General features: G+C 69.2%; 18 protein-coding genes and 1 riboswitch. Of the genes, 5 read left to right on the forward strand and 13 right to left on the reverse strand.

The window, feature by feature from the left end; all coding sequences use genetic code 11:
• Positions 1 to 27: 27 nt before the first annotated feature.
• Both QMO14_RS09785 and QMO14_RS09790 read left to right on the forward strand, forming a co-directional pair.
• Positions 28 to 774: a TetR/AcrR family transcriptional regulator gene (locus QMO14_RS09785; RefSeq protein ID WP_301506510.1), complete on the forward strand. Its 747-nt coding sequence runs from the start codon at positions 28 to 30 to the stop codon at positions 772 to 774.
• Complete coding sequence (locus tag QMO14_RS09790) at positions 729 to 1928, forward strand: amidohydrolase family protein (protein ID WP_126472493.1); 1200 nt, start codon at positions 729 to 731, stop codon at positions 1926 to 1928. The genes QMO14_RS09785 and QMO14_RS09790 overlap by 46 nt, the downstream gene beginning before the upstream one ends.
• Positions 1929 to 1952: 24 nt before the next feature.
• Here QMO14_RS09790 and QMO14_RS09795 read toward each other — a convergent pair whose 3' ends face one another.
• From QMO14_RS09795 to QMO14_RS09815, 5 genes are all read right to left on the reverse strand, one after another.
• On the reverse strand, positions 1953 to 2354 hold the full coding sequence (locus tag QMO14_RS09795) for a GtrA family protein (protein WP_301506513.1): 402 nt from the start codon (positions 2352 to 2354) through the stop codon (positions 1953 to 1955).
• Positions 2351 to 3370 (reverse strand): glycosyltransferase family 2 protein, encoded by a 1020-nt coding sequence (locus QMO14_RS09800; RefSeq protein WP_301506515.1) that lies wholly within the window; start codon positions 3368 to 3370, stop codon positions 2351 to 2353. Before QMO14_RS09800 ends, QMO14_RS09795 begins: the two co-directional genes overlap by 4 nt.
• Positions 3367 to 5181 carry a glycosyltransferase family 39 protein gene (locus QMO14_RS09805; RefSeq protein WP_301506517.1) on the reverse strand — a complete coding sequence of 605 codons (1815 nt, stop codon included), beginning with the start codon at positions 5179 to 5181 and terminating at the stop codon, positions 3367 to 3369. The genes QMO14_RS09800 and QMO14_RS09805 overlap by 4 nt, the downstream gene beginning before the upstream one ends.
• A gap of 52 nt (positions 5182 to 5233) precedes the next feature.
• Positions 5234 to 8005, reverse strand: coding sequence for a methionine synthase (metH, locus tag QMO14_RS09810; RefSeq protein WP_301506518.1), 2772 nt, complete (start codon positions 8003 to 8005; stop codon positions 5234 to 5236).
• Positions 8006 to 8027: 22 nt separating this feature from the next.
• Positions 8028 to 8103: riboswitch (S-adenosyl-L-homocysteine riboswitch) on the reverse strand.
• 68 nt (positions 8104 to 8171) lie between these two features.
• Positions 8172 to 8609, reverse strand: a complete 438-nt coding sequence (locus QMO14_RS09815) for a PACE efflux transporter (RefSeq protein ID WP_301506520.1) — start codon at positions 8607 to 8609, stop codon at positions 8172 to 8174.
• A gap of 100 nt (positions 8610 to 8709) precedes the next feature.
• Between QMO14_RS09815 and QMO14_RS09820 the strand changes: the two genes are divergently transcribed.
• The 3 genes from QMO14_RS09820 (at position 8710) to QMO14_RS09830 (ending at position 11425) form a co-directional block, all read left to right on the forward strand.
• Entirely contained in the window at positions 8710 to 9651 is a 942-nt protein-coding gene (locus tag QMO14_RS09820) for a LysR family transcriptional regulator (RefSeq protein WP_301506522.1), read from the forward strand.
• Between the two features lie 33 nt (positions 9652 to 9684).
• Positions 9685 to 10299 (forward strand): TetR/AcrR family transcriptional regulator, encoded by a 615-nt coding sequence (locus QMO14_RS09825; protein ID WP_301506524.1) that lies wholly within the window; start codon positions 9685 to 9687, stop codon positions 10297 to 10299.
• Positions 10300 to 10387: 88 nt separating this feature from the next.
• The gene (locus QMO14_RS09830) at positions 10388 to 11425 is read left to right on the forward strand and encodes an NADP-dependent oxidoreductase (RefSeq protein WP_301506527.1); all 1038 of its coding nucleotides are present in this window, start codon (positions 10388 to 10390) and stop codon (positions 11423 to 11425) included.
• A gap of 18 nt (positions 11426 to 11443) precedes the next feature.
• On the opposite strand, the gene QMO14_RS09835 is transcribed toward QMO14_RS09830, so the two are convergent.
• The 8 genes from QMO14_RS09835 to QMO14_RS09870 form a co-directional block, all read right to left on the reverse strand.
• Positions 11444 to 12148, reverse strand: coding sequence for an SH3 domain-containing protein (locus tag QMO14_RS09835; protein WP_301506529.1), 705 nt, complete (start codon positions 12146 to 12148; stop codon positions 11444 to 11446).
• 168 nt (positions 12149 to 12316) lie between these two features.
• Positions 12317 to 13369, reverse strand: coding sequence for a homocysteine S-methyltransferase family protein (locus QMO14_RS09840; RefSeq protein ID WP_301506532.1), 1053 nt, complete (start codon positions 13367 to 13369; stop codon positions 12317 to 12319).
• 41 nt (positions 13370 to 13410) lie between these two features.
• The gene (gene hutG, locus QMO14_RS09845) at positions 13411 to 14235 is read right to left on the reverse strand and encodes an N-formylglutamate deformylase (protein ID WP_301506533.1); all 825 of its coding nucleotides are present in this window, start codon (positions 14233 to 14235) and stop codon (positions 13411 to 13413) included.
• Between the two features lie 23 nt (positions 14236 to 14258).
• Positions 14259 to 15641, reverse strand: a complete 1383-nt coding sequence (locus QMO14_RS09850) for a formimidoylglutamate deiminase (RefSeq protein ID WP_301506534.1) — start codon at positions 15639 to 15641, stop codon at positions 14259 to 14261.
• Positions 15642 to 15658: 17 nt separating this feature from the next.
• Complete coding sequence (gene hutI / locus QMO14_RS09855; protein ID WP_301506535.1) at positions 15659 to 16873, reverse strand: imidazolonepropionase; 1215 nt, start codon at positions 16871 to 16873, stop codon at positions 15659 to 15661.
• A 27-nt stretch (positions 16874 to 16900) separates the two neighbouring features.
• Positions 16901 to 17476: a HutD family protein gene (locus tag QMO14_RS09860; RefSeq protein WP_301506537.1), complete on the reverse strand. Its 576-nt coding sequence runs from the start codon at positions 17474 to 17476 to the stop codon at positions 16901 to 16903.
• Positions 17473 to 18141: an amino acid ABC transporter permease gene (locus QMO14_RS09865; protein ID WP_301506540.1), complete on the reverse strand. Its 669-nt coding sequence runs from the start codon at positions 18139 to 18141 to the stop codon at positions 17473 to 17475. Before QMO14_RS09865 ends, QMO14_RS09860 begins: the two co-directional genes overlap by 4 nt.
• Before the next feature lie 7 nt (positions 18142 to 18148).
• The gene (locus QMO14_RS09870) at positions 18149 to 18901 is read right to left on the reverse strand and encodes a transporter substrate-binding domain-containing protein (RefSeq protein ID WP_301506542.1); all 753 of its coding nucleotides are present in this window, start codon (positions 18899 to 18901) and stop codon (positions 18149 to 18151) included.
• Positions 18902 to 19027 lie beyond the last annotated feature (126 nt).

Here is a 19027-nt window from a genome sequence, read left to right on the forward strand (position 1 = left end):
CCGCCCCCCTCTTCGTCCCGCCCTCCGATGGAACGCAAGGTAGTCACCAAGCCGCAGCGCCGCATGGGCGTGCGCGAGGCAGCTGCCCAGGCCACGCGCGACAGCATCCTGAAGGCGGCGACCAAGGTGTTCGCCAAGTACGGCTACGACGGCGGCAGCGTGGAGAAGATCTCCAAGGCCGCGAAGTCGTACGACCGGATGATCTACTACTACTTCGGCAGCAAGGAAGGACTCTTCATTGCCGTGCTCGAAGGCATCTACCAGCGCATGGACGACGCCGAGGCCGCCATTGCCCTCGACGCCTCGCGGCCGGTGGAGGCGCTCACCGAAGTCATCCGCTTCGTGCTGGGCTACTACCGCAAGAACCCCGAGTTCGTCACGCTGCTGAACACCGAGAACCTGCACAAGGGCCGGCACATCTCGAAGTCGCTGCGCGCGCGCGAGTACTCGTCGCGCGCGGTGGCCATCATCGCGGAAATCCTGGCCAGCGGCGCCGCGCAAGGCCTGTTCCGCAAGGACCTTGTGGCGCGCGACATCTACCTGCTGATCGCGTCCACCGGCTATTTCTACACCTCCAACAGGCACACGCTCACCGCCTTCCTCGGCGAGCCGCTGGAGTCGCCGGAGGCGATCACGCACTGGGAAGACTTCGTGATCGAGACCGTGCTGCGCACCGTGCGCGCGGACGACGTACAAGACAACACCCCACCCCACGAGGAAAACACGAAATGGCAGAAATCGCAGCCGGCGGCAAGTCGGGCAAGGTCGTCATAAAGAACATCGGGCTGCTGCTCTCGGGCGACATCGACAAGCCCATCCTCGACGCCGACACCATCGTGGTGAACGACGGCCTGATCGTCGCGGTCGGCAAGGAAAAGGACTGCGACCTCGAAGGCGCGGTCACCGTCATCGACGCGAAGAAGACCTGCGTGGCACCCGGCCTGATTGACAGCCACGTGCACCCGGTGTTCGGCGACTGGACGCCGCGCCAGGGCCAGCTCGGCTGGATCGACTCGACCATGCACGGCGGCGTGACGACCATGATTTCCGCCGGCGAGGTGCACCTGCCCGGCCGCCCCAAGGACATCGTGGGCCTGAAGGCACTGGCCATCACGGCGCAGCGCGCGTTCGACAACTTCCGCCCCGGCGGCGTGAAGGTGCTGGCGGGCGCGCCCGTCATCGAGAAGGGCATGGTCGAGAGCGACTTCAAGGAACTCGCCGAGGCCGGCGTGGGCCTGCTCGGCGAGGTGGGCCTGGGCTCGGTGAAGGCAGGCTACGAGGCCAAGGAGATGGTGGCCTGGGCGCGCAAGTACGGCATCCAGAGCACGATCCACACCGGCGGCCCGTCGATCCCCGGCTCGGGCCTGATCGACAAGGACGTGGTGCTCGAGGCCGACGCCGACGTCATCGGCCACATCAACGGCGGCCACACCTCGCTGCCCGAGGCGCATGTGTGCGAACTGTGCGAGAAGAGCTCGCGAGCCATCGAGATCGTGCACAACGGCAACGAGAAGGTCGCCATCGCCGCCGCGAAGGCCGCGCTGGAGCTCAAGTGCCCGCACCGCGTGATCCTCGGCACCGACGGCCCCGCGGGCTCGGGTGTGCAACCGCTGGGCATCCTGCGCATGGTGGCAATGCTGTCGTCCATCGCGAACATCCCGGCCGAGCTGGTGTTCTGCTTCGCGACCGGCAACACCGCGAAGATCCGCAAGCTCAACTGCGGCCTGGTCGAGGTGGGCCGCGCCGCCGACTTCGTCTTCATGGACCGCGCTCAGCATTCGCCCGCGCCGGGGCTGCTCGAGAGCGTTCAGCTCGGCGACATCCCGGGCGTGGGCATGGTGATGATCGACGGCATCGTGCGCTGCGGCCGCAGCCGCAACACGCCTCCGGCGACGGAGATTCCGGTCGTCGTCTCGGGCGCGCACTGAGCGCGCCACGCCGCACCGCCGGCCTCAGCCGCCGCGGTGCGAGCGGAAGACGAGGTAGCGCGCCGACAGGAAGTTGGCGCTCATGCCCGCGAGGCTGCCGAGCGCCACGCCGAGCGCCGCGGCCCATCGGCCCTCAACCCAGTGCAGCGTGAGCACGTAGGCGCCGTAGTTGAGCACCGCGCCGGCAGTCATGGTCGCGAGGTAGCCGAAGTATTCGCGCCAGATGGAACCGCCCGCAGCCGCGCTCGCCGCGAAGGTGTAGCGGCGGTTGAAGGCCCAGGTGGTCGTCGCCGCCGCAAGGAACGACACGACGCGCGCCGCGTACCAGCCCAGCAGCGGCGCCAGCAGGTAGAGCACCACCACATCGACCACGAGCCCGATCACGCCGACCACGGCGAAGGTGAGGAACTCGCGGCCGATCTTCATCGCAGGGCATCCACCACGCGGGCCGCGCGTTCGCGCACGCTGGGAATCGCGAGGTAGCTCAGCCGCTTGGCCTCGCGGCGCCCCAGGGTGATGGCCTGCATGATGACGCCGCACACGAACGACAGCATCGCCGCCAGCATCGCGCCGGTGGCCAGCACCGCCGTGGGGAGCCGGGGCACGAGGCCGGTGTGCAGGTAGGTCATGACGACCGGCACGGCCAGCACGATCGACATCAGCGCCAGCAGCGCGCCGATGATCGAGAAGAACTGCAGCGGCCGTTCGCTCACGAACAGCTTGCAGATGGTCTTGAGGATGCGCCAGCCGTCGCGGTAGGTCGAGAGCTTGCTCACGGAGCCTTCGGGACGCGTGCTGTAGGCCGTGGCCTCCTCCGCATAGGGCATGCGCAATTCGAGGGCGTGCACGGTGAGCTCCGTCTCCGTCTCGAAACCCCGCGACAGCGCCGGGAACGACTTGGCATAGCGCCGCGAGAACACGCGGTAGCCCGACAGCATGTCGGTGAGCCCGCCGCCGAAGAGCTGCGCCACCGCGCCCGTGAGCATGCGGTTGCCGAAGCGGTGGCCGGCGCGATAGGTGTGCGCGTCCTGGCCGTCGTCCACGCGGCTGCCGACCACCATGTCGAGGTTGTCGCGCACCAGGCGGTCGATGAGCCGCGGCGCGGCGCCCGCGTCGTAGGTGGCGTCGCCGTCGACCATTACGTACACGTCGGCATCGACGTCGGCGAACATGCGCCGCACCACGTTGCCCTTGCCGCGCAGGGCCACGTGGGTGACGGTGGCGCCGGCCGCGCGCGCCACGCCTGCCGTGTCGTCGCTGGAGTTGTTGTCGAAGACGTGGATGTCGGCTTCGGGCAGCGCGGCGCGAAAGCCCCGCACCACCTGCTCGACGGCCAGCGCCTCGTTGTAGCAGGGGATCACCACGGCGATGCGCAGGCCGCCTCCGGCATTGCCGCGGGGCTCTTGCCGGATGCTGGTGGAGATGTCTGCGGCGTCGTTCATGGTGCGGCGGGAAGGATACGGTAGACCCGGCTGCCGTCCTTCTCGTATTCCACTGCGAAGTACTTGTCGAAGTCGATGCGCGCGGTGAACACCGGCACCACCGTGTCGGGCAGCACCACCGCGACGAAGCCCATGCCCGAGAGCTTGCGCGCGAGATCGCCGCCCGACAGGCGTCCGAAGTCGGTGTAGCGCCAGGGCCCGAGGCTGTCGCCCCAGATGGGGTTGGGGCCGTAGTAGATCGCCTCGTTCAGCGCGATCTGGTAGACGCGGCCCTTGGCGTTGCGCCGCAGGTAGTCCATGACCGCGTAGCCCGGCACGTGCTTGCGCAGCACGGCTTCGCGGGCCTCGGGCGTGGTGGCGATCAGCGCGACCTTGGTGGCCGTCTGGCGCACGGAAACGGCGGCCAGCACCGCCAACAACAGCACGATCGCCCAGTCGCCCAGGCGGGCCGGGGTGCGTGCGGTGACGGCGGCGGGAGGCACGCCGGCAGCCGCAGCCCTGGCACCGACCACGCGGCGAAAGCCCGCGACGATCCAGCCGAACACCACCTGCCAGCCGATGGCCGCGATGGCCGCCAGAAGCGGGAACGAGGCCGTCAGGTAGCGCGGATAGCGCGAGGTCGCGACCCAGACGATCACCGAGTACAGGCAGAACCAGCCGGCCGCGCGCACCGCCGCCGAGCGCTTCCACAGCGGGCTGAAGGGCGCGAAGAACACCGACCACAGCAGCGCGTTGGGCAGCTCGGCATGCACGCGCACGTCGGCCACCTGCTGCACGTAGTCGGCCGGCGTCCATTCGGTGAAGCCGAACACGCGCGCGCCGATGGGGTTGAACGGGTCGCCCGTCATGACGGCGTTGCGCGCGTACCAGTACACGCACGGCAGCAGGAAGCAGGCGAACACCACCGCCCAGGCCTTGAGGCTGCGCTCGTGGCGGAAGACGAAGGGCGCCACCAGCGGCAGGAAGATCAGCGCCTGGTACTTCGAGCCCGCCGCCACGCCCAGGCAGAAGGCCGCGACGCCGAGCCAGCGGATGCCCCCGTGCGCCGGCTTGCCGATCTCGGACTCGCGCCACCACCACAGCGCCACGCAGGCCGACAGCACGAAAAGCGCCACGCCCATGTCGATGAGCGCGTTGGAGTAGTCGCCGAGCCCCAGCCAGATGGCTGCGCCGATGCATGCGGTGAGCCGGTCGGCATGCAGCGTGCCCAGGCGGTAGACCATGACCACCGACAGCGCCCCGGCCAGCCCGTTGAGGAAGTGCGGCAGCACGTCGTCGCCCAGTTGCAGCGCACCGGCGTACAGCAGGTTGTAGTTGTACGGGAACCAGGGGTAGCGCAGCCAGTCGTGGATGCCCAGCGAGCCGTGCTCTGCGACCTGCCGCGCATAGGGCAGGTGGTACATCAGCTCGTCGAAGGCGATGGGCGGCGCGAGCGGGGCGGCCAGCGCGGGCAGCACGACCAGCGCCAGCGCGATCGCCGCGACGCGCTCGACGTAGCTCCAGGGCGCCGCGGGCGGCTTGGCGAGCAGCAGCGCGCGCCGCTCGCGCAGCCACGAGGGCAGCTGGAGCGCCGCGGCCACCACGCCCACGGCGACGATCGCCGCGGTCGCGCCGGTCCTGAAGGCGCCGAAGATGGCCAGCGCCTGGAAGGCGCAGATGAAGATTCCTACACCCAGGGCCACGGCCATGGCGGCCTCGAGCCCCGCGTCGCGGCGCGGAGGCGGCGCGAGGCGGCCCAGCAGCGCGCGTCCATAGCCCCAGCAGCCCGTCACGAAAACCGCCAGGGCCGCGTAGTGCGCGGCTGCAAACATCAGCTTCTGAATAACGACTCCCGGTGCCGAACGGCCGCGCCGGCCGGCAGGTTCAAAGATTGGGCGCGAGCAGGCGTTCGAGCTCGGCTTCGCTTTCCTTGCGCCGCGCGGCCTGGTCCTGCAACTGGTCGTGTCCGATCTTGCCGACGTTGAAGTACGTCGAATCGGGGTGGCTCAGGTAGAACCCGCTCACGCTGGCGGCGGGCATCATAGCGAGGCTTTCCGTCAGGCTCATGCCAATGTCCGCGCAGTTCAGAAGGTCGAACATGGGCTTCTTCACGCTGTGGTCGGGGCAGGCCGGGTAGCCTGGCGCGGGGCGGATGCCGCGGTACTTCTCCGCGATCATGTCGTCGTTGCTCAGGCTCTCGTCGCTCGCGTAGCCCCACAGGTCGGTGCGCACGCGGTGGTGCAGCGCCTCGGCGAAGGCCTCGGCCAGCCGGTCGGCCAGGGCCTTGAGCATGATGGCGGAGTAGTCGTCGAGGTCGTCGACGAAATACTTCTCCTTCTTCTCCACGCCCAGGCCGGCGGTCACGGCGAACATGCCGACGTAGTCCTTCACGCCGCTGTCCCTGGGCGCGACGAAGTCGGCCAGGCAGCGGCTCGGACGCATCACGCCGTCGATCTCGTGCTTCTCGGTCTGCTGGCGCATGCCGTACCAGGTGAGCGCGACTTCGCTGCGCGACTCGTCGGTGTAGAGCTCGATGTCGTCGTCGTTCACCGTGTTGGCGGGCCAGAAGCCCACCACGCCGCTCGCGCTGAGCCAGCGGCCCTCGATGAGCCGCTTGAGCATGCGCTGGCCATCGGCATACACGCGCACGGCCTCGGTGCCGACGATCTCGTCCTTCAGGATGGCCGGGAACGGGCCCGCCAGGTCCCAGGTCTGGAAGAACGGGCCCCAGTCGATGTACTTCGCGAGCTCGGTGAGGTCGAAATTCCGGAACACGCGCCGGCCGATGAACTTCGGCACCGGCGGCAGGTAGTTCGCGAAGTCGATGGGCGTCTTGTTGGCGCGCGCCTTGGCCAGCGGCCACAGCGGCACCTGCTTCTTGTTGGCGTGCTGCTCGCGCACCTTGACGTAGTCGGCGTTGATCTCGTCGATGTACGCGGCCGCCTGGTCGCTCAGCAGACTCTGCGCCACGCTCACGCTGCGCGAGGCGTCCGGCACGTAGACCACAGGGCCTTCGTAGTGCGGCGCGATCTTCACCGCCGTGTGCACGCGGCTGGTGGTGGCACCGCCGATCAGCAGCGGAATCTTGCGGATGCGGAAGTGGTCGTCCTTCTGCATCTCGCCGGCCACGTACTGCATTTCTTCCAGGCTCGGCGTGATGAGGCCGGAGAGGCCGACGATGTCAGCACCCTCGACCTTCGCCTTCGCGAGGATCTCGTGGCAGGGCACCATCACGCCCATGTTCACCACTTCGAAGTTGTTGCACTGGAGCACGACAGTGACGATGTTCTTGCCGATGTCGTGCACGTCGCCCTTCACGGTGGCGATGATGATCTTGCCCTTGGTGCGCACGTCGCGCCCCGCGGCCTCGTCCTGGCGCTTTTCTTCCTCGATGTAGGGAATGAGGTGGGCCACGGCCGACTTCATCACGCGCGCCGACTTCACCACCTGCGGCAGGAACATCTTGCCCTGGCCGAACAGGTCGCCCACGATGTTCATGCCATCCATCAGCGGACCTTCGATCACGTGCAGCGGGCGGCCGCCCTTCGCAAGGATCTGCTGGTAGGCCTCTTCGGTGTCTTCGACGATGAAGTCGGTGATGCCGTGCACCATCGCATGCGACAAGCGCTGGTTGACGTGCACAGGGTTCTCCGGCGTGCCGCGCCATTCGAGCTTCTTGCTGTCGTCCTTCGCGCCGCTCCTGGCGGTCTCGGCCACTTCGACGAGGCGCTCGCCGGCGTCTGAGCGGCGGTTGAGCACCACGTCTTCCACGCGCTCGCGCAGCTCGGGTTCGAGGTCGTCGTACACGCCCACCATGCCGGCGTTGACGATGCCCATGTCCATGCCCGCCTTGATCGCGTGGTACAGGAACACGGTGTGGATGGCCTCGCGCACCGGGTCGTTGCCGCGGAAGCTGAAGCTCACGTTCGACACGCCGCCCGACACCTTCGCGCCCGGCAGGTTCTGCTTGATCCAGCGCACGGCCTCGATGAAGTCGACCGCGTAGTTGTCGTGCTCCTCGATGCCGGTGGCAATGGCGAAGATGTTCGGGTCGAAGATGATGTCTTCCGGCGGGAAGCCCACCTCGTCCACCAGGATGCGGTAGGCACGCTCGCAGATCTCGATCTTGCGCGCGTAGGTGTCGGCCTGGCCCTTCTCGTCGAAGGCCATCACCACGGCCGCAGCGCCGTAGCGCTTGACCAGCTTGGCCTCGTGCTTGAACTTGTCGACGCCCTCCTTCATGGAGATGGAGTTGACGATGCCCTTGCCCTGGATGCATCGCAGGCCCGCCTCGATGACCTCCCACTTCGAGCTGTCGACCATCACCGGCACCCGCGCGATGTCGGGCTCGCTGGCGATGAGGTTGAGGAAGCGCACCATTGCGGCCTTGCTGTCGAGCATGGCCTCGTCCATGTTCACGTCGATCACCTGCGCGCCGTTCTCGACCTGCTGGCGGGCCACGGCCAGCGCTTCTTCGAACTGGCCGTTGAGGATCATGCGTGCGAAGGCCTTGGAACCCGTGACGTTGGTGCGCTCGCCGATGTTGACGAACAGCGTGCCTTCGCCGATGGAGACCGGCTCCAGGCCGGACAGCTTCATGGGCGGGGGCGCCAGGGGGGCGGAATCGGGGGTAGCTGGAGCGGGAATCTGGGACATGGCCTCACCTGCGGAAGAGTCGAACAGGCGAGCGTCGTTGTCGCCCCAAGCCTGACGGCCGGCCGCTGTGGCCCGCCGCTGCAACGCTCCTTGGGAAGCCGCGCATTTTAGGGGATTCGACCCTCCACGCGGTTATTCCGGGTTTGCGCGGCTGGCCGCCGGCCCTTCAGGCGGGTTGCGCCTCGCCCATCGCCGAGGCTGGCAGGCCGAACACCCGGTCGAAGGCCCAGTTGAAGACGAAGGTGTAGACCAGGAAGAACACCACCAGCCCCAGGTCCATCACCAGCGCCTGCCAGAGCGTGACGCCCAGGCCCCAGGCGAACATCGGCACCAGGAAGGCGATCAGGCCGCCCTCGAAGCCGATGGCGTGCGCGATGCGGCGGCGCAGGCTGCGTCCGCGCACGGCCTGGCGCGACTCCCAGCGCTCGAAGAGCGAGTTGAAGACCAGGTTCCAGATCACCGCGATGACCGAGGCGGCCACCGCCAGCACGCCCGAATGGCCCAGGCCGGCGTCCGTCATCAGGGCCAGGCCCGCGCTGGCGGCCACGATGGCGATACCTTCGTAGAGGCTGATGTAGACGATGCGGCGCTGAATCCCTTGCATGGCTTTCTCTCTGTGTTCGTTGATGCGATGACTGGACTTTATTTGTCATCTGCTGATATAAAAAGTTAACTTGTTTCAGTTTTATTGAAAGATCGGCGCCATGGCCTTTTCCAGCGACAACGTCGAAGTCTTCCTGGCCGTGATCGACCACGGCTCCTTCTCGGCCGCCGCGCGGGCGCTGCGCCGGGTGCCGTCGGCGGTGAGCATGGCCATCGCGAACCTGGAAGCCGAGCTCGACCTGCAGCTCTTCGACCGCAGCGGCCGCGAGCCCCAGCCCACGGCCGCCGCGCGCTCGCTGGAACCGCAGGCGCGGCTGCTGGCGGCCCAGCTGAAGCAGCTGCAGGTGCAGGCGCTGGCGCTTACCCAGGGGCTGGAAGACCGGCTCACGCTGGCCATCGCGCCCGAGCTGCTGGCCGCGCCGTGGACCGGACCGCTGTCGGAGCTGGCGCGGGAGCATCCGCTGCTGCAGGTGGAAGTGCTGGCCGCGCCGCAGGCCGACGCGCTGGCGCTGCTGCACAGCGGGCGCGCGCAGCTGGCGCTGGTCTTCGAGCGGCCCAGCCTCGACGGGCGCGAGGGCTTCCAGGAAGTGGGCAGCGAGCTCATGGTGGCGGTGATGGCGCCCGACCACCCCGTGCTTGCCGCCAACGACGGCCGGCTGCGCGAGGACCACCTGACCAACACCCGCCAGATCGTGGTGGCCGGCCGCGACCTTGCCACCAGCGACCCGCGCTTCGTGTTCGCGCGCCACGTCTGGCGCTCCGACAACGCGCTGGCCGCGCTGAGCCTGATCACCGCCGGGCTGGGCTGGGGCTGGCTGCCGCGCAACTTCGCGCGGCCGCATGTGGCGGCGGGCGCGCTGGTCGAGATTCCGTTCGAGAACCTCAGCAACGGGCTGGACCTGTGGGTGGACGTGGTGTGGTCACGTGAGCGCCCACTCGGCCTGGGAGCTCAGCATTTCGTGAATCTGATCGCGAAGGGCCGGGCTGCGGCGGGCGAATGCAGCCCGAAGGTGAGCGGCGATCCGGCCGATCAGGCGAACTAGACGACTGGTCTAATTGCCGCTAGAGTGCGGTCCATGAATGCCGCCGCACCCACCACCGACGTCCGCCAGCACATCCTCGACGTGGCCCATCCGCTGCTGCTGCGCAAGGGCTTCACCGGCGTCGGGCTGGCCGAGGTGCTGGCGGCGGCGAAGGTGCCGAAGGGGTCGTTCTATCACTACTTCGGCTCCAAGGAAGTCTTCGGCGAGGCCGTGCTGGAGGCCTACTTCAGCGAGTACCTGGGGCGCACCGACACCCTTCTGGCCGAAGGCGCCGGCACCGCCGCCCAGCGCCTGCTCGCCTACTTCGACGACTGGCTCGACTCCCAGACCGGCGACGAGGCGCAAAGCCGTTGCCTCGTCGTCAAGCTCGGCGCCGAGGTCTGCGACCTGTCCGAGAGCATGCGCGCAGCGCTGGCGCGCGGCACCCGAGGCATCACCGACCGGCTCGCAGGCTGCATCGAGGCCGGCCGGGCCGACGGCTCGCTGAAGGCGATGCCACAGGAACAGGACGCGCAGGGCGTCGCCGTCGCGCTCTACCAGCGCTGGCTCGGTGCCAGCCTGCTGGCCAAGATCACGCGCGACCGCGCATCGCTGGACGCGGCCATGCGCGACACCCGGCAGCTGCTGGGCCTGTCTACGGACCACTGACACCCACGAAGCGGGAGGCGAGCGCGCTCCCGCTTTTTTTCGCCCATTCACTAGACGACTGGTCTATTCACCGAAGGAGCCACGCCCCATGCATCAAAGCGAAACCACCAACCGCCGCATCGTCCTCGCCGCCCGGCCGCGCGGCCTGCCGACGCCCGCCGACTTCCGCATCGAGGAAGGCGCCGTCCCCGCGCCCGGCGAGGGCCAGGTGCTGCTGCGCACGCTGCACCTGTCGCTCGATCCGTACATGCGCCAGCTGATGGACGAGGTTCCGCCGCTCTATGCGCCTGCCTCGGTGCAAGTGGGCGAGGCGATGCCGGGCGGCACGGTCAGCCGCGTCGTCGCCTCGCGCAATGCGCAGTTCAGCCCCGGCGATCTCGTGCTGGGCAACGCCGGCTGGCAGGACTACGCCCTGTCCGACGGCCAGGACCTGATGCCGCTGGGCCAGATGGCGCAGCCATCGCTGGCGCTCGGCGGGCTCGGCATGCCGGCCTTCACCGCGCACGTGGGCCTGCTCGACATCGGCCAGCCCAAGCCAGGCGAGACCGTGGTGGTGGCGGCCGCGACCGGCGCGGTCGGCTCGGTGGTCGGGCAGATCGCCAGGCTCAAGGGCGCGCGCGTGGTGGGCATCGCAGGCGGCGCGGACAAGTGCCGCCACGCGGTCGAGGTGCTGGGCTTCGACGCCTGCATCGACCGCCACGATCCGGAATTCGCATCGCGCCTTGCGGCCGCGTGCCCCAAGGGCATCGACGTCTATTTCGAGAACGTCGGCGGCGCGGTGTTCGACGCGGTGCTGCCGCTGCTCAACATCGGCGCGCGCGTGCCGGTGTGCGGGCACATCGCCGACTACAACAGCGAGTCGCTGCCCTCGGGCCCGAACCGGCTGCCGCTGCTGACGGCTGCGCTGCTGCAGAAGCGCATCCGCATGCAGGGCTTCGTCATCCTCGACCACTACGGCGAGCGCTTCGATGCGTTCCGGCGCGAGATGGACGAGTGGGTCGACGCCGGCAAGATCACGCTGCGCGAAGACCGCATCGACGGACTGGAGAACGCGCCGGACGCGTTCATCGGCCTGCTTCAGGGCCGCAACTTCGGCAAGCGCGTGGTACGCGTCGCGCAAGACTGAGGGCTGCGGCGCCGGCCTTCAGTGCCGGTGCCCGCCGCCGTGACCTCCACCATGGTCACCGCCACGGCCTCCCCCGCGATGCCCGCCCCCGCCGGGATGCGGATGCGGCTTGCCCGGCGGCGGACCGGGACGGAAGCCCGGCTGCGGCCGTGGTGGCCTGATTCCCGGGTCCACCGGCGGACGGATGCCCGGCGCGGGCGGTGGCCTGAAGCCCGGTCCGGGTGGCCTGAACCCCGGACCCGGCCGCCAGGGATGCGGCTGCCATCCGGGCCGCACCGGCGGCGGTGGACGCCAGCCCGCCACGGGTGGCGGGGGCGGCCGGTTGCCCCACCAGCGCCGGTCGCCGTACCAGGGCCTGTCGCGATAGTAGTCGGCCCAGTAGCTGCCGATGGCGAAGCCGATGATCGGCACGCCGATCAGCGCGCCGTAGGTGACCAGCGGCACGCGCTGCTCCTGGTAGGCGTAGTCGAGGTTGCGCGCCCAGATCCAGCCGCGCCCGCCATCGGGCAGCACCACGTCGCACCAGCCATAGCCGCTGGTGCAGCCGACCACCTCGAGCGGCTGGCCGGGCCCGAGCCGCGCCACCAGCGGATAGTCGCCCGAAGGCCCGGCGCGCAGGTTGACCGCGCCGCGCGTGAAGGCCTGCTGCGCCTGCGCGGCGAGCGGCAGCGCAAGGGCAAGCGCACTGATGGCGGCCCAGCGCCAGGTGAGTGGTGAGTTCATGGCAAGGCTCCTTGCGCCCCAGCCTAGGCCGGGGGTGCCAGCCCGTCAATCAGCGCAGGTCCGATTTCCAGGAACACCGCGGAACCGGTTTTGCCGGGCCGCAGGTGTTGCCCCCGGAAGGGGGTTGGCGAAGCGACACGAAGTGCGCGCAGCCTGGGGGAGAGCCCGTTAGGCAGCCTCTTTGTAGAAGCCTGCGTTGTTGGTGCCCAGCACCCGCCCGGCCATTGGCGCGACCGCCTTGCCGATCGCCGCGATGTGGTCCGGCGTGGTGCCGCAGCAGCCGCCCACGATGTTCACCAGCCCTTCCGACGCAAACTCGTGCAGCAGCCGCGAGGTGACGTCGGGCGTTTCGTCGAAGCCGGTGTCGCTCATCGGGTTGGGCAGGCCGGCGTTCGGGTAGCAGCTGATGAAGGTGTCGCCGGCCACGCGCGCCAGCTCCTGGATGTAGGGGCGCATCAGCGCCGCGCCCAGCGCGCAGTTCAGGCCGATGGCCAGCGGCTGCGAATGCCGCACGCTGTGCCAGAAGGCGGTGACGGTCTGGCCGCTGAGGATTCGGCCCGAGGCATCGGTCACCGTGCCGCTGATGATGAGCGGCAGGCGCTTGCCGCTGTTGTCGAAGTACTCGTCGACCGCGAACAGCGCGGCCTTGGCGTTGAGCGTGTCGAAGATGGTCTCGACCAGGATCACGTCGGCGCCGCCCTCGACCAGCGCCCCTGTCTGCTCGTAGTAGGCCGCGCGCAGCTCCTCGAAGTTCACGTTGCGCGCGCCCGGGTCGTTCACGTCGGGGCTGATGCTCGCCGTCCTGGGCGTCGGGCCGAGGGCGCCGGCCACGAAGCGCGGCTTGTCGGGCGTGCTGAACTTGTCGCAGGCCGCGCGCGCCAGCTTCGCGGATTCGAGGTTCATCTCGCGCGCGAGGTGCGCCATCTTGTAGTCCTCCTGCGCGATGGTGGTCGCGCCGAAGGTGTTGGTCTCGATCAGGTCGGCGCCCGCCGCGAGGTAGCCCTCGTGGATGTCGCGGATCACGTCGGGCCGGGTGAGCGACAGCAGCTCGTTGTTGCCCTTCACGTCGCGCTCGAAGTCCTTGAAGCGCTCGCCCCGGTACTGCTCCTCGGTGAGCTTGAAGCGCTGGATCATCGTGCCCATGGCGCCGTCGAGGATCGCGATGCGCTTTGCGAGGATGCCGGGCAGGGCCTGGCCGTGGGTGTAGGTGACGGGCTTCATAGGGCTCCGATTGTAGGAAGAGCCCCTGCCCCTGCCCGCCGTCAGCCCTTTGCGCGGCCTTCCACGAAGGCCAGCACCGCCTCGATCATCCGCCGCACGTGCGGCTGCACGCCCGCAGCCACCTCGGGCAGGTAGTCGAAGGGCAGCTTCTCCTGCATGTAGCTCGACTGCGTCATCTCCAGCTGCACCGCGTGCACGTTCTGCGCGGGGTTGCCGTAGTTGCGCGTGATGTAGCCGCCGGTGAAGCGGCCGTTGAGCACGCCCGTGTAGCCGGTGGCGCTTTCGGCGATGCCCAGCAGCGTCTGCGCCAGCGCCGGGTCACAGCTGATGCCCTTGCCGGTGCCCAGGTTCAGGTCGGGCAGCTTGCCCTCGAAGAAGCGCGGCAGCACCGAGCGGATCGAGTGCGCGTCCCACAGTGCGGCCACGCCGTGCTGCGCGCGGATGCGCGCGAGCTCCTCCGCCAGCTTGGCGTGATAGGGCTGCCAGATGGCGTCGCGGCGCTGCGCGGTCTCCTCGTCGCCCGGCACGTCGGCGGCGTCGGCGTACAGCGGCGTGTCGTCGAAGGTGTCGACCGGGCACAGGCCCGTCACGCTCTGGCCGGGGTAAAGGCTGGCGCCGTCCGGCGGGCGGTTCAGGTCGATCACGTAGCGCGAATGCGTCGCCACCAGCACCGAGGCGCCCAGTTCGTCGGCGAAGTCATAGAGCCGTTCGAGGTGCCAGTCGGTGTCGGGCACATGGCGCGCCTCTTCGGTGAGGCGCGCGGCCAGCGCGGGCGGCACGTGCGTGCCGACGTGCGGCATCGAGATCAGCAGCGGGCGGGTGCCCTGGCGGAAGCGGAAAGGCGGTTCGGCGGTGGTGAAGGCCATGGTGGGGTCCGGGTGAGGTTCGATCAATCCTGTAGCAGTTGGGTGCGCGCGGCCACGAAGGCGGCGGCGGCTTCGTCGTGCAGCGCGTGCCGGCCTGCCGAGACGCGCGGCCGGCCCGCGACCCAGACGGCGTCGACGGCCGAAGTGCGGTGGCTCGCGAAGACGTGGGCGGAAAGCATATCGGGCGCGCCCAGCCCCTGCAGCGCGACGTGCGAGGCGTCGAGCACGACGAAATCGGCCTGCTGCCCCGCCGCGAGCCCGCCCGTGGCGCGGCCCGAGGCCCGCGCCCCGCCCTGCACCGCCTCCAGCGTCAGCGCGCTGGCCACATGCGGCTGCGCCGCGCTGGCGCCGACGTTGCGCTGGCGCCTGGCCAGGCGCTGGCTGTATTCGAGCATCAGCAGCTCTTCCGCCGCGTTCACGCTGGCGTGGCTGTCGGAGCCCACGCCCCATGCGCCGCCATGGCTGCGCCACTTGGCGAAGTCGAAGATGCCGTCGCCCAGATTGGCCTCGGTGGTCGGGCACAGGCCCGCCACCGCGCCGCTGCGGGCCGCGTATTCGTACTCGGCGTCGTTCATGTGCGTGGCATGCACCAGGCACCAGCGCTCGTCCACCGGCGCGTGGTCGAGCAGCCATTCGACCGGGCGCAGGCCGCTCCAGGCCACGCAGTCATCCACTTCCCTGGTCTGCTCGGCGATGTGGATGTGGATGGGCGCGGTGCGGTCGATGACTTCGAGCCCCGCGATGGCGTCGCGCAGCCCCTCGGGCGGCACGGCGCGCAGCGAGTGCGGCGCGAGGCCCAGCCGCGCGCCCTGCGCATCGCACTGGGGCTTGAGCGCTTCGAGCAGGCGCAGCATCGAGTCGGTGGAGCGGACGAAGCGGCGCTGCCCTTCGGTGGGCGGCTGCTCGCCGAAGCCGCCGGTCTGATAGAGCACCGGCAGCAGCGTGAAGCCGATGCCCACCTTCTTCGCCGCGCGCAGCAGCGCGAGGCTCAGCGTGGCGTCGTCGGCATACGGGCGGCCGTCCACGTCGTGGTGCACGTACTGGAACTCGCACACGCCGGTGTAGCCGGCTTCGAGCATCTCGGCATAGAGCCAGGTCGCGATGGCTTCCATGTGCTGCGGACCGAGGCGCGCGGCGAAGCGGTACATCAGCGTGCGCCAGCTCCAGAAGCTGTCGTGCTGCTCGGCGCGGTGCTCGGTGAGGCCCGCGAAGGCGCGCTGGAAGGCGTGCGAATGCAGGTTGGGCATGCCGGGGATCACGGGGCCGCGCGCGGCCTGCGCGTCCGCGGGCCGCTGCGCGCCAGCCTGCACCTGCGTGAGCCGGCCTTCGTCGTCCCAGGCCAGCAGGACGTTCCTGGCCCAGCCCTCGGGCAGCAGCGCATCGGCCGCGAAAAGAGTGTTTGTCATGCGTTGGCTCCGGTGGCTCAAATGGCGATGCGCCCCTGCCGCACCACGGCGCGCACCGGCTGCTGTCCGAACCAGTAGGCGAGCTCGGCAGCTTCGCGCACGTTCCACAGCACGAAGTTGGCGGGCATGCCGGGCGCGATGGCGCCGTGTGTGTCCTGCAGGCCCAGCGCGCGCGCGGCATGCACCGTGACGCCGTCGAGCGCCTCGGGCACCGTGAGACAGAACAGCGTGCAGGCCATGTTCACCATCAGCAGCAGGCTCAGCGCGGGCGAGGTGCCGGGGTTGTGGTCGGTCGACACCGCCATCGGCACGCCCGCGGCGCGCAGCGCGGCGATGGGCGGCAGGTGCGTGTCGCGCAGCGTGTAGTAGGCACCCGGCAGCAGCACGGCCACCGTGCCGGATTTGCGCATCGCCTCGATGCCTTCGGCCGACAGGTGCTCGATGTGGTCGCACGAGAGCGCGCCGTAGCGCGCGGCCAGCGCGGCGCCGCCCATGTCCGAGAGCTGCTCGGCATGCAGCTTCACCGGCAGGCCCAGCGCCTTCGCGGCCTTGAACACCTGCTCGGTCTCGGCGAGCGAGAAGGCGATGCGCTCGCAGAACACGTCCACCGCGTCGACCAGCCCTTCGGCCGCGAGCGCGGGCAGCATCTCCTTGCACACGAGGTCGATGTACTCACCGCTGCGGCCTGCGTACTCGGGCGGCAGCGCATGCGCGCCGAGAAAAGTGGTGCGCACCGTCACGCCGTAGGCTTCGCCCAGGCGCCGCGCCACGCGCAACTGCTTGCGCTCGTGCTCCAGCGAAAGGCCGTAGCCCGACTTGATCTCGATGGCGCACACGCCGTCGGCCAGCAGCTGTTCGAGCCGCGCCGAGGCCTGCGCGAACAGAGTGTCTTCGTCGGCCTCGCGCGTGGCGCGCACCGAAGAGACGATGCCGCCGCCGGCCTTCGCCACTTCTTCATACGTGGCGCCCGCCAGGCGCATCGCGAACTCGTTGGCGCGCTGGCCGCCGTAGACGAGGTGCGTGTGGCAGTCGACCAGCCCCGGCGTGACGAGCGCACCGCCGCCGTCGTGCGGCGCGAGCCCCGCGAACCCGGCCGGCAGCGCGCTTCGGGCGCCGACCCAGCGGACCGCGCCCTGCTCCACCACGATGGCGGCTTCTACCCCCGCATCGGCGGCAAGGCGGATGCCGGTCCAGAGGCCGTCGGCCGAGGGAAATTCGTTGACGGGTTTCATCGTTGTTCCTGTTGTTGCGGCGGCAGCTCAGGCCGGCAGGATGCGCACCGCGAGCAGCCGCGCTTCGGTGCCTTCAGGCATCGCCTGCCAGCCGCGTGCGGCATCGGCCCATTGCAGGCCTTCGCCCTCGCCGCAGGCTTCGTCGTCCAGGCGCCACGCGCCGCGCAGCGCCAGCAGCACGCCGTGCGGCGCGGCCTCGATGGCCGTGGCACGGTCCAGCACGCGAACCTCGGCGCGCCAATGGCCGCGCCGGGTCATCACGTTGAAGTCGTTCGAGGCATTGCCCAGCAGCGTGCAGTCGATGGGCTCGTCGCCGCTGAAGGCGAAGGGCTGCAGCGCAACATCGAGCCGGTGTTCGATGCGCCCGTCGTGCGTGAATAGCCGCACGCCGTCGCCTTCCAGCAGGGTGATGCTGCGGTCCACGCCCGCGAATACCGAGAACGGCCCCGCCGCCGCGATGGTGGCGATGCTCACGCGCCAGCCGAAGCTGTCGAGCCCCGCGCCCGGCGGCCAGCTGGCGATTTCCTGCGTGGTGCCGCCGCCGTTCTTCCACGGCGTGCCGGGCAGCGAGGCGCGCGAGAAACGACGAAGCACGCCGGTCATCGAACCATCCCGCCCTGGCGCAGGCGTTGCTCGAAGTGCCGCAGCACCAGCGTCATCGTGCCGGTGAGCACGAAGTACACGACCGCGATGGCCAGGTACACCTCCAGCGAGCGGTAAGACACGCTGATGATCTTCTGCCCCTCGTGCATCACGTCGTGGATGGTCAGCAGCGACACCAGCGCCGAGTTCTTGATGAGCGCGATGAACTCGTTGCCCAGCGGCGGGATCATGCGAACCACCGCCTGCGGCAGCACGATGTGGCGCATCGCGAGACCGGGCGTCATGCCCAGCGACTGCGCCGCCATCGTCTGGCCCTTGTCGATCGACTGGATCGCTCCACGCACGATTTCCGACACGTATGCACCCGAATACACCCCGAGCCCCAGCACGCCGCAAAGGAAGGCCGGCAGCAGGATGCCGAAGTGCGGCAGGCCGAAGAACAGGATGAACAGCTGCACCAGCAGCGGCGTGCCGCGAATGGCCGCCACATAAGCGGTGCACGCGCCGTAGATCCAGCGCCGCTTCGGGTTCAGCCGGCCGATGCCGACCAGGAGGCCCAGCACGCAGCCCAGCGCCAGCGCGCAGGCGGTGATTTCCACCGTAACGAGCGCTCCGCGCAGCAGGTCGGGCCAGCCCTGCCAGACGGGCGAGAAATCGAGATCCATGGCCCGCTTACTTGGCGGTCGCGTTGAACCACTTGTTGACGATCTGCGCGTAGGTGCCGTCGGCCTTGAGCTTCTCGATGGCGCCGTTCACGGCCTTGGTGAGTTCCGGCGTGTCCTTGCGGATGGCCATGCCGTATTCCTCGGTGGTGATCTGCTCGGGCAGCACCTTCAGGCCGCCGCGCGTGCGCACGTACTGGTAGGCGGCGGGCTTGCCGGTCACGGCGGCGTCGGCGCGGCCGATGTCGACGAGGTTGAACATCTCCTGGTTCTTCTCGACTTCCATCAGTTGCACCTGCGGGAATTTCTCCTTCGTGAAGCTCACCGACTTGGTGCCCACCTGCACGCTGACCTTCTTGCCGTTGATGTCGGCCGGTGTCTTGATGGCGGTGTTGCCGTCCTTCACCATCACCACGAGGCCGCCCGCGTAGTAGGGCACTGTGAAGTCGACGACCTTCTTGCGCTCGTCGGTGATGTAGATGGCCGAGACGGCCATGTCGAAGCGCTTGGAGATCAGGCCCGGCACGAGGCCCTTGAAGTCGATGTCGATCCACTCGATCTTGCGGCCCAGCGTCTTGCCGATGGCCTCGACCAGCTCCACGTCGAAGCCGGTGCGCTTGCCGTTCTCCACGAATTCCATCGGCGGGAAGGTGGCGTCGGTGGCCACGCGCAGCGGCTCGCCCTGCGCATGCGCGGCACCCGCGAAACCGAGGATGGCAAAGCCGGAGAGTGCGGCGGCGACGAGAGAGCGGCGGGTGTTCATGGCAGGAGCTTTCGTGGTGAGGAGGAAGGAGGAAGAAAAGGAGAGACGCGGCTACTGCAGCGCCCGCGAGATGCGCGCCGCCGTGACGACGGTCATGTGCAGCAATGCAGCTTCCATGCCCTCGAC

The organism is Variovorax sp. CAN15, assembly GCF_030462475.1.
GTDB lineage: Bacteria > Pseudomonadota > Gammaproteobacteria > Burkholderiales > Burkholderiaceae_C > Variovorax.